This is a genomic window from Cupriavidus gilardii (assembly GCF_008801915.1).
Classification (GTDB): domain Bacteria; phylum Pseudomonadota; class Gammaproteobacteria; order Burkholderiales; family Burkholderiaceae; genus Cupriavidus; species Cupriavidus gilardii.
Genome location: NZ_VZOV01000052.1, coordinates 2,501 through 5,472, shown reverse-complemented (window position 1 = coordinate 5,472; position 2,972 = coordinate 2,501). Strand labels below are relative to the sequence as shown.

The window sequence follows — 2,972 nt, the reverse complement described above, 5'->3', positions numbered from 1 at the left end:
CCGCAAAGCAAAACGCCCCAGACCTTGAGGATCTGGGGCGTTTTCAAAGGAGAGCCTGGCGATGACCTACTTTCACACGGGTAGTCCGCACTATCATCGGCGCGAAGTCGTTTCACGGTCCTGTTCGGGATGGGAAGGGGTGGTTCCGACTTGCTATGGTCACCAGGCATAAAGGGTTGCCGGACTGGCTGGGCCAATCGGGCGTATTGGGATGTAGCGTCGGGTTGTGCTGTATGGCACGTATGCGGATACCAGCGGTGCGCGTCGAACGCGCTAAACGCACTGGTTATAGGATCAAGCCTTACGGGCAATTAGTACTGGTTAGCTTAACGCATTACTGCGCTTCCACACCCAGCCTATCAACGTCCTGGTCTTGAACGACCCTTCAAGGAGCTCGAGGCTCCAGGGAATCCTCATCTTCAGGCGAGTTTCCCGCTTAGATGCTTTCAGCGGTTATCTCTTCCGTACATAGCTACCCTGCGATGCCTCTGGCGAGACAACAGGTACACCAGCGGTACGTCCACTCCGGTCCTCTCGTACTAGGAGCAGCCCCCGTCAAGATTCCAACGCCCACGGCAGATAGGGACCAAACTGTCTCACGACGTTTTAAACCCAGCTCACGTACCTCTTTAAATGGCGAACAGCCATACCCTTGGGACCGGCTACAGCCCCAGGATGAGATGAGCCGACATCGAGGTGCCAAACACCGCCGTCGATATGAACTCTTGGGCGGTATCAGCCTGTTATCCCCAGAGTACCTTTTATCCGTTGAGCGATGGCCCTTCCATTCAGAACCACCGGATCACTATGTCCTGCTTTCGCACCTGCTCGACTTGTCGGTCTCGCAGTTAAGCACGCTTTTGCCATTGCACTTTAGGTACGATGTCCGACCGTACCAAGCGTACCTTCGAACTCCTCCGTTACACTTTGGGAGGAGACCGCCCCAGTCAAACTGCCTACCATGCACTGTCCCCGACCCGGATTCACGGGCCTAGGTTAGAACCTCAAACAAACCAGGGTGGTATTTCAAGGACGGCTCCACGAGAACTGGCGTCCTCGCTTCAAAGCCTCCCACCTATCCTACACAGATCGGTTCAAAGTCCAATGCAAAGCTGCAGTAAAGGTTCATGGGGTCTTTCCGTCTAGCCGCGGGGAGATTGCATCATCACAAACACTTCAACTTCGCTGAGTCTCGGGAGGAGACAGTGTGGCCATCGTTACGCCATTCGTGCAGGTCGGAACTTACCCGACAAGGAATTTCGCTACCTTAGGACCGTTATAGTTACGGCCGCCGTTTACCGGGACTTCAATCAAGAGCTTGCACCCCATCATTTAATCTTCCGGCACCGGGCAGGCGTCACACCCTATACGTCCACTTTCGTGTTTGCAGAGTGCTGTGTTTTTATTAAACAGTCGCAGCCACCATTTTATTGCAACCCCTTCACCCTTCTGGCGCAGGCCAGTCAAGCTACCAGGGCGTACCTTATCCCGAAGTTACGGTACCAATTTGCCGAGTTCCTTCTCCCGAGTTCTCTCAAGCGCCTTAGAATACTCATCTCGCCCACCTGTGTCGGTTTGCGGTACGGTCTCGTATGACTGAAGCTTAGAGGCTTTTCTTGGGACCCCTTCCGATTGCTTCGCAGCACTAGGCCGCTCGCCCCACATCCTTGAATTACGCGCCCGGATTTGCCAAAGCGCCTTCTCCAATGCAGGGACCGGGACTTCCAACACCCGGACAACCTTCCGCGATCCGTCCCCCCATCGCATCATACGACGGTGCAGGAATATTAACCTGCTTCCCATCAGCTACGCATCTCTGCCTCGCCTTAGGGGCCGACTCACCCTACGCCGATGAACGTTGCGTAGGAAACCTTGGGCTTACGGCGAGGGGGCCTTTCACCCCCTTTATCGCTACTCATGTCAGCATTCGCACTTCCGATACCTCCAGCATCCTTTACAAGACACCTTCACAGGCTTACGGAACGCTCTCCTACCGCGCACACAAGGTGCGCCCGCAGCTTCGGTGACTGGCTTAGCCCCGTTACATCTTCCGCGCAGGACGACTCGATCAGTGAGCTATTACGCTTTCTTTAAAGGGTGGCTGCTTCTAAGCCAACCTCCTGACTGTTTTAGCCTTCCCACTTCGTTTCCCACTTAGCCAATCTTGGGGACCTTAGCTGGCGGTCTGGGTTGTTTCCCTCTTGACACCGGACGTTAGCACCCGATGTCTGTCTCCCGTGATTGCACTCTTCGGTATTCGGAGTTTGCTATGGCGGGGTAATCAGCAATAGACCCCCCAACCATGACAGTGCTCTACCCCCGAAGGTGAGACACGAGGCACTACCTAAATAGTTTTCGGAGAGAACCAGCTATTTCCAGACTTGTTTAGCCTTTCACCCCTATCCACAGCTCATCCCCTAACTTTTCAACGTTAGTGGGTTCGGTCCTCCAGTACGTGTTACCGCACCTTCAACCTGGCCATGGATAGATCGTCTGGTTTCGGGTCTACACCCAGCGACTCAATCGCCCTGTTCGGACTCGCTTTCGCTACGCCTTCCCTAACCGGTTAAGCTTGCCACTGAATGTAAGTCGCTGACCCATTATACAAAAGGTACGCCGTCACCCGTTGCCAGGCTCCGACTGTTTGTATGCATGCGGTTTCAGGATCTATTTCACTCCCCTCCCGGGGTTCTTTTCGCCTTTCCCTCACGGTACTGGTTCACTATCGGTCGATCACGAGTATTTAGCCTTGGAGGATGGTCCCCCCATCTTCAGACAGGATTTCACGTGTCCCGCCCTACTTGTCGTACCCCTAGTTCCACAACGCGGTTTTCGCATACAGGGCTATCACCTGCTATGGCCGGGCTTTCCATCCCGTTTTGCTAACCACACTGCTAAAAAGTACAAGGCTCATCCCATTTCGTTCGCCACTACTTTGGGAATCTCGGTTGATTTCTGTTCCTGCAGCTACT

2 rRNA genes (1 of these 2 cut by a window edge) are annotated in these 2,972 nt (G+C 54.2%); both read right to left on the bottom strand.

The window, feature by feature from the left end:
• Positions 1 to 53: 53 nt before the first annotated feature.
• Positions 54 to 167 (bottom strand): 5S ribosomal RNA (rrf, locus tag F7Q96_RS26205).
• A 123-nt stretch (positions 168 to 290) separates the two neighbouring features.
• A 23S ribosomal RNA gene (locus F7Q96_RS26200) occupies positions 291 to 2,972 on the bottom strand (it continues 199 nt past the right edge of the window).